The sequence below is a fragment of the Kribbella sp. NPDC026596 genome, from assembly GCF_040638415.1.
Classification (GTDB): Bacteria; Actinomycetota; Actinomycetes; order Propionibacteriales; family Kribbellaceae; genus Kribbella.
On sequence record NZ_JBEZYF010000015.1, the window covers coordinates 146,120 to 153,388 of the forward strand.

9 protein-coding genes are annotated in these 7,269 nt (G+C 70.3%); 5 read left to right on the forward strand and 4 right to left on the reverse strand.

The window, feature by feature from the left end; genetic code table 11:
- The first annotated feature begins 172 nt into the window (after positions 1-172).
- The 5 genes from AB0E63_RS15460 (at position 173) to AB0E63_RS15480 (ending at position 3,903) form a co-directional block, all read left to right on the forward strand.
- Positions 173-1,402 (forward strand): TIGR00300 family protein, encoded by a 1,230-nt coding sequence (locus tag AB0E63_RS15460; protein ID WP_360365795.1) that lies wholly within the window; start codon positions 173-175, stop codon positions 1,400-1,402.
- Between the two features lie 66 nt (positions 1,403-1,468).
- Positions 1,469-1,882 carry a nuclear transport factor 2 family protein gene (locus AB0E63_RS15465; RefSeq protein WP_360365797.1) on the forward strand — a complete coding sequence of 138 codons (414 nt, stop codon included), beginning with the start codon at positions 1,469-1,471 and terminating at the stop codon, positions 1,880-1,882.
- 62 nt (positions 1,883-1,944) lie between these two features.
- Complete coding sequence (locus tag AB0E63_RS15470; protein ID WP_360365799.1) at positions 1,945-2,670, forward strand: NAD(P)H-binding protein; 726 nt, start codon at positions 1,945-1,947, stop codon at positions 2,668-2,670.
- Between the two features lie 94 nt (positions 2,671-2,764).
- Positions 2,765-3,514 carry an enoyl-CoA hydratase-related protein gene (locus AB0E63_RS15475; RefSeq protein ID WP_360365801.1) on the forward strand — a complete coding sequence of 250 codons (750 nt, stop codon included), beginning with the start codon at positions 2,765-2,767 and terminating at the stop codon, positions 3,512-3,514.
- Between the two features lie 203 nt (positions 3,515-3,717).
- Positions 3,718-3,903 carry a hypothetical protein gene (locus AB0E63_RS15480; protein ID WP_360365803.1) on the forward strand — a complete coding sequence of 62 codons (186 nt, stop codon included), beginning with the start codon at positions 3,718-3,720 and terminating at the stop codon, positions 3,901-3,903.
- Here the strand turns inward: AB0E63_RS15480 and AB0E63_RS15485 are convergent.
- From AB0E63_RS15485 to AB0E63_RS15500, 4 genes are all read right to left on the reverse strand, one after another.
- Positions 3,893-4,633 (reverse strand): endonuclease/exonuclease/phosphatase family protein, encoded by a 741-nt coding sequence (locus AB0E63_RS15485; RefSeq protein ID WP_360365805.1) that lies wholly within the window; start codon positions 4,631-4,633, stop codon positions 3,893-3,895. The genes AB0E63_RS15480 and AB0E63_RS15485 overlap by 11 nt on opposite strands.
- Complete coding sequence (locus AB0E63_RS15490; protein ID WP_360365807.1) at positions 4,630-5,754, reverse strand: ROK family glucokinase; 1,125 nt, start codon at positions 5,752-5,754, stop codon at positions 4,630-4,632. Before AB0E63_RS15490 ends, AB0E63_RS15485 begins: the two co-directional genes overlap by 4 nt.
- A 67-nt stretch (positions 5,755-5,821) precedes the next feature.
- The gene (locus tag AB0E63_RS15495; RefSeq protein WP_360365809.1) at positions 5,822-6,793 is read right to left on the reverse strand and encodes an ROK family glucokinase; all 972 of its coding nucleotides are present in this window, start codon (positions 6,791-6,793) and stop codon (positions 5,822-5,824) included.
- Positions 6,784-7,173 (reverse strand): hypothetical protein, encoded by a 390-nt coding sequence (locus AB0E63_RS15500; RefSeq protein WP_360365810.1) that lies wholly within the window; start codon positions 7,171-7,173, stop codon positions 6,784-6,786. The genes AB0E63_RS15495 and AB0E63_RS15500 overlap by 10 nt, the downstream gene beginning before the upstream one ends.
- Positions 7,174-7,269 lie beyond the last annotated feature (96 nt).

The window sequence follows — 7,269 nt, forward strand, 5'->3', positions numbered from 1 at the left end:
AGGTGCGTGCATCGGGGTGCTTGATCAGTGGCCTCGATGCGGAGCATCGTGGGCGCTGAGCAAGTGCCGCGAGGTGCGTGCCTGGGCGCCGATAGCGCCAAGCCACCTCGCTCACGGAGCACTGTAGAGTCGGATCGTCGGACAATCCGACGACTTCCGAGGGAGGGTACCCGTGCAGGTCACCGAGACCGTCGAGATCACCGGCCACCTGATGGACTCCGGACTGCTGTCCCGGGTCCTCGACGACATCCGCGGGTACGGCGGCGAGTACACGCTGGACAAGTTCGACCTCGGCTACGACAAGGACGACCCGTCCACGGTCCGGATGACGGTCGGTGCCGAGGACGAGGAGTCGCTCCAGCGGCTGCTGATGCGGATCCAGACCAAGGGCGCGAACCTGGTCGATCCCGGTACGCCGGAGATCACCGAGGTCTCCCACGACGGGGTGTTCCCGGACGGCTTCTACTCCACCACGAACCTGCCGACCAGTGTCCGGCTCGGTGGCCACTGGGTCGCCGTACAGAACCCGGAGATGGACTGCGGGCTGCTCGTCGAGGGCGATGCCGTGCGGACGATTCCGATGTCCGACGTGAAAGCCGGGATGAAGATCATCACCAGCGCGCAGGGTGTGCGGGTCATTCCCCCGATCGCGGTGAACACCGAAGAGGGTTTCGGCTTCATGGAGTCCGACGTGTCCAGCGAGAAGCCGCAGCGGGTGCTGGTGAAGCAGGTCGCGGACGGCATGCGCGAGGCGAAGGCGAACGGCCAGAAGGTGCTCTGGGTCGGCGGCCCGGGCATCGTGCACACGGGCGCCGCGCCGGCGATGGTCGCGCTGGTCGAGGCCGGTTTCGTCGACATCCTGTTCGCCGGGAACGCGCTGGCCACCCACGACATCGAGTCGTCGCTCTACGGTACGTCGCTCGGCGTCGACCTGGCCCGTGGACGCGGGGTGGAGCACGGGCACGAACACCACATCCGCGCCATCAACACGATCCGCAAGGCCGGCTCGATCAAGGCCGCGGTGGAGCAGGGCGTACTCACCTCCGGCGTGATGCACGCGCTGGTGAAGGGGAACAAGACCTTCGTCCTGGTCGGGTCGGTCCGCGACGACGGGCCGCTGCCCGACGTCTACACCGACGTACTCGAGGGCCAGCGGGCGATGCGGGCCGAGCTGCCCGGGGTCGGCTACTGCCTGATGGCCGCGACGATGCTGCACTCGGTTGCCACTGGCAACATCCTGCCCGCGTCGATCCCGCTCACCTGCGTGGACATCAACCCGGCGACGGTGACCAAGCTGGCCGACCGCGGCTCGTCCCAGGCCCGCGGCATCGTCACCGACGTCGGCCTGTTCATCGAACATCTGGCCCGCGAGCTCTCCCCGACGTACGCCGAGAGCAAGTAGGTTGCGCGTGACCCGGTCCGCGGGTGAGGCTGGTTGCCTCGCCTGACGGACAGGAGTTCACCGCGGATGACCGACGACTTCGCATCGTTCCTGCGCCGGTTCGAGGAGGCCAATACCGCGTTCATGAACGGCGATCCGTCGTTGTGGCTGCCGTTGGTGTCGCGGAGCGAGCAGACGTCGATCTTCGGCGGCTTCGGCGGGCATGAGGTCGGATGGTCGCAGATCGGGCCGCGGTATCGGTGGGCGTCGGGGCAGTTTCGGCCGAGCGGCGCGGAGGTCGAGTTCGAGTACTTGGACAAGCACGTCGGCGCGGACACGGCGTACTCGGTGGCCTTCGAGCGCTGCACGGTCCAGTACGTCGACCGCCCGGGCACCCACCCACACGCGCTTCGGGCAACCATGGTCTTCCGCCGGGAAACCACCGACTGGAAAATCGTCCACCGCCACGCAGATCCGCTGAGCCCGCCACCCACCCCCTGACGTCCTCGCTGTCACAAATCGGAGGGCTGCCGAATCTCTAGTGGTAAAGAGAGGACGCCAGCATGAACTCCATCCTTGTCACCGGCGGGACCGGTCACCTCGGTCGCCCCACTGTCAGCCAACTGCGCGCGGCCGGGCACCAGGTCCGCGTGCTGAGCCGGAAGCACGGTCCGGACCGGGTCATCGCGGACCTCACCACCGGCGCCGGCCTGGAGGCCGCGGTCGAAGGCGCCGACGTGATCGTGCACCTGGCCACCAGCCTCGGCCGCCAGGACGCGCAGCAGACCCGCCGCCTGGTCGAGGCCGCCGCGGGCGTCCAGCACCTCGTGGTGATGTCGATCGCCGGCATCGACCGCATCCCGCTCTCGTACTACAAGACCAAGCTCGAGGTCGAGCAGGTCATCGAGCAGTCGGGTGTGCCGTACACGATCCAGCGGGCGACCCAGTTCCACGACCTGATCGACCGCGTCTTCAGCGCCCAGCGCTACCTCCCGGTCGTCGTCGCACCGACGATCTCGCTGCAGCCGATCGCGGTCGAGGACGTGGCCGCCCGGCTGACCGAACTGGTCGGGCAGCCGCCGGTGAAAGGTCGCGCGCCGGACATCGGCGGACCCGAACGCCGGACGGTGCGCGACCTGGCCCGGATCTGGAAGCAGGCGAAGGGCTCGCACCGGCCCATCGTGCCCGTGCGGCTGGGCGGCAAGGTCTTCCGCGCCTTCGCGAACGGCGACGCGATGGTCGACGGTCCGGCGTACGGCCGGATCACCTTCGCGGAGCACCTCGGATGAGGACGTACGTCCGGACGGTGCTCGTGATCTTCGCCGCGTACAGGGTTCGCACCGGGTACAGCAGGTGGCGTGAAGTGGGTGTTGGATGGGCCTCATGACCGAACTCGTGCATCTCGCGATTGCTGATGGCGTGGCTGCCGTCACGCTTGATTCGCCGCATAACAAGAATGCGCTCTCGCAGCAGCTCACCGGTGAACTGCTGGAGCAGCTCGAGGCGGCGGGTACGGACGACGCCGTCCGGGTGATCGTGATCCGGTCGGCGCTCGAGGTCTTCTGCTCGGGGGCCGACCTGTCCGAGGCGACGACCGTCGGCATGGGGGTCGGGGCGCAACGGATGGTCGATGTCCAGCGGGCGATCGTCGCGAACCCGAAGCCGGTGGTTGCACGGGTGGCCGGTCCGGTCCGCGCCGGCGGAATCGGGATCGTGGCGGCGGCCGACATCAGTGTCGCCGGTGCGGCGTCGACGTTCGCCCTCACCGAGGTCCGGCTGGGCCTGGCCGCGGCGACCATCTCGCTGACCGTGCTCCCCCGGCTCACCGACCGCGGGGCGGCGTACACCTTCCTGACCGGCAACGGGTTCGACGGGCTGGAGGCCGCGCGGCTCGGGCTGGTCACTCTCACCGTCCCCGACGACGACCTGGACACCGCGGTCGAGACCGTGCTGGCGTCGTTGCTGAAGGGCGCTCCGCAGGGTCTGCGCGAGACGAAGAAGCTGCTCAACCGCGAACTGCTCGCCGACATCGACGACCGGGGCAAGGACCTGGCCGAGCTGTCGGCGAGCCTGTTCGGCTCCCCCGCGGCTCAGGAAGCGATGCTCGCCTTCCTGAACCGCAAGAGGAAGTAACGGCTACTTCGGGACCTTGTCGTACGCCGTCTGCTGGAACCTGGCCTGACCCGGTATCTATCGGGTGGGCAGCCGGTCGGGGACGGCGAAGTCGTTCGGGACAGCGGCCGCACGTCGGCGCGGCCGCAGGACACGCGGCATCAGCTGCGGCGAGAACAGGGCCTGTGGCTCGTCGACCACGGTCAGGCCTGAGACGTCACCCCGTGGGGCCGAGTTTCAGCGCGGTGACCTCGTGCTCGGTGCGGAAGCTGATGGCGGCGACCCACCTGGTCATCACCGTGCGCGCCGTCGAGAAGTACGTCTCCAGCATCTTCGACAAACTGGGCCTCCCGTCCACCGGCTCGGAGTCGCGGCGGGTCCTGGCCGTCCTGCTGTTTCTCAGGCAGTGAGCTCGATCAGCATCGGGAGGTGGTCGGAGGCGGCGGCCAAGTCTTCGCGGGATGCGGGGGTCTTCAGGATGCGGCCGGTCAGCTGAGGTGAGAGGTGGGCGCCGTCGATGCGTTTGTGGGGGTTGGTGGAGCTGAAGGTGGGGCCGGCGTCGGCGCCCAGGTCGGTGAGGCCCTCCTCGGCCAGGCGTTTCCAGACGGGGCCGTCGGGCTCCTCGTTGAGGTCGCCGGCGAGGAGGTACGGGAGGTTGAAGGAGCGGCAGCCCTTCAGGACCTGTTCGAGTTCGTGCCGGCGGCCGCGAATGTGCAGGCCGAGGTGGCAGACGACGAGGGCGAGCCGCGCGGTCCCCAGGGTGACGCGGCCGCCGACTGCGCCACCGGGGAGTTGGGTGGCGATGAACTTCAGTCGCCGGCGGACGAACGGACGCCAGATCCGCCAGTGCAGCGGTTCGGTCAGATCGGTGCCGTCGGCAACCAGGATCGCGTTGCGGGCCGAGCCGACGACGTACCGCATCCCGAAGCTCGCCGCCATCGCGCGCCGCTTCCGCCGGGTCCCCCACCAGGTCGGCGCCTCCTGCACCAGCATCACATCCGGCGCACACGCCTGCACCACCCGTGCGAGCGCCGTACGGTCGTCACCCCACCGATGCACGTTGTACGACAGCACCCGCAGGACCGCCGTGCCACCGGACGGACCTAGCTTCGATCCGTCGTCGGTGGGGCCGGCGCTCATGCCTCGTCGGCGGGGTGCAGGTCGGAGTCTGCCGCGGCGCGCATTCCGGTACGGCGGCCGGCCGACTTGCGGGCCGCGCGCTCGAGGCGCGTCGACCGGCTCCGGGCGGCGGCCGTCTTCGCGGTGACCGCGGTCGTCTTGACCCGGACCCGGCGCAACCAGGTGGCCTCTTCGCGCGCCAGGTCGGCCGCGCCGACGAGACCCGCCTCCGGACCGAGGACGGCCCGGACGATCCGCGCCTCCGGACGGAAGCCGCGACCGGTCAGCGTCCGCTTGAACGCCTCCCGGGCCGGCGCGAGCAGGAGCTCACCGGCGTCGGACACACCGCCACCGATCACGAACGTGCCGGGGTCGAACGCGGCGGCGAGGTTGGCCAGCCCGATCCCGAGCCAGCGGCCGACGTCCTCGAGCAGCTCGACCGCGACCGGGTCGCCGTCCTTGGCCAGCTCGGTCACCATCGGCCCGTTGATCTTGCGCGGATCGCCACCGGCCGCGCGCAGCAGGTTGTGCGCCACCGGTGAGCCGGACAGCGCCAGCTCGCGCGCCTCCCGGGTCAGGGCGTTGCCAGACGCGTACTGCTCCCAGCAACCGCGGTTGCCGCACTCGCAGCGATGCCCGCCGGGCACGACCTGCATGTGCCCGAACTCCCCCGCGATGCCGAACTTCCCGCGCTGCAGCGAGCCGTCGTTCAGGATCGCGCCACCGATGCCGGTCCCGAGCGTCACACAGATCAGATGGCTCTCGCCCTGGCCGCCCCCGAACCGCCACTCCGACCAGGCGGCCGCGTTGGCGTCGTTCTCGACCACGACCGGCAGCCCGAGCCGGCGCTCGACCGCGTCCCGCAGCGGCTCGTGCCGCCAGGCGAGGTGCGGCGCGAACAGCACCGACGACCGCGTCCCGTCGACGAATCCGGCGGCACCGATGCCGACCGCGATCACGTCGTGCCGCGACTCCAGGTCGCGGACGATCTCCGCGATCGCGTCCTCGGTCTCCTTGGGGTCCGTGGTCGGCGTGTCCCGCCGTACCCGGTCCAGGATGTTGGCCTCCGGGTCGACCACCCCGGCGGCGACCTTGGTCCCGCCGATGTCGATCCCGATCGTCAAAGCCTGCGTCAGAGCCACTGCACGACCCTCCTCGCCGTACCCCCAGCCCCCGCCGGACTACCTCCAGTATTCCTGACCGGCGGAATCATCGGGTCTTCTCCGGGGCGGGCGCGGGGCGGCGGGCCAGGTCGGCGGCGCCGATCAGGCCGGCGTCGTTGCCCAGCTCGGCCACGCCGAACGTCGGGTGCGGGCGGTTGGCCTTGGCCGGCAGGTTCCGCTCGAAGGCGACCTGCGCGGACTTCATCAGCAGGTGCTTCGCCGCGCTCACCCCGCCGCCGATGACGATCATGGTCGGGTCGAACAGCGTCGCGATACTGGCCAGGCCCTCGCCCAGCCAGTGCCCGAGGTCCTCCAGCAGCTCGACCGCGCACGGGTCGCCGGCGGCGGCCGCCTGGGTGATCATCGGTCCGGTCAGCTCGGCCGGGTCGGTGATCCCGCACACGCTCAGCATCTGCGCGGCCAGCAGCGAGCCCGACTCCGCTCGCGCCCGCCCTTCGCGCACCAGCGCCCGCCCCGACGCGTACTGCTCCCAGCACCCGCGCGCCCCGCACCCGCACAGATGCCCACCGGGTACGACGCGCATGTGGCCGAGCTCGGCCGCGACGCCATTGGCACCGCGCAGCAACTCGCCGTCGTTCACGACCCCGCCGCCGATCCCGGTGCCGACCGTGATGCAGACCATGTCCTCGACGTCCTTCGCGGCGCCGAAGGCGAACTCACCCCAGGCGGCCGCGTTCGCGTCGTTCTCCACGACCACGGGGATCTTCAGCACCTTCGCGACCCGGGTGCCCAGCGGCTCGTCGCGCCAGGCGAGGTTCGGCGCGAACAGTACGGTCGAGCGGTCCGACGAGACGAACCCGGCGGCGCCGATCCCGACCGCCTCCACCTCGTGCGCGGCGATCAGCTCGGCCGCCGCGTCACAGATCGCCGCGGCGGTGTCGTCGACCGAGTTCGCCGGGGTGTCGCGCACCGCACGGGCGCCGATCGTTCCGTCCGGGCCGACCACGCCCGCCGCGATCTTCGTACCGCCGACATCGATGCCGATCGTCAGTCCCATGGTTCGGGGTCCTCACTCACGTCGATCCGGTCCACCCGGGACCGGACCGGCTGTTCTTCCTGGGGCGCGGTGCGCGACGCTGCGTCCTCCCGCGGCTGCCGAGCTGCGTCGTTGGCAGCCTCGAGCAGAGATCTCACCGAACCGAGAACGTGGGCCGCGGCCGCAGACAGCTGTTCTATTGTCTCGGGGCTGGTGTTCCGGACTTTGTGGATGAGCTGGCAGACAGGACACCAAACGCAGTCCGGCCCGAGCTTGGGTTCGTGTGCTTCCGCCGGCTCCTCGGCGTGCGTCGTACCGCCGGGGTCGGTCGCCGCCTGCTGCAGCACGGCGAACAGCTTCGCTGCCTCCTCCGCCACGGACCCGATGGGCTCCTTGGTCATGGGGCCTCCCGGCCTGGACTGAGGAGCGGAGGGAGCGAAGCGACTGGAGCGACGAGGGAAGGCCGGGAGTCAAAGCCCCATGACCCGCAGATCGGA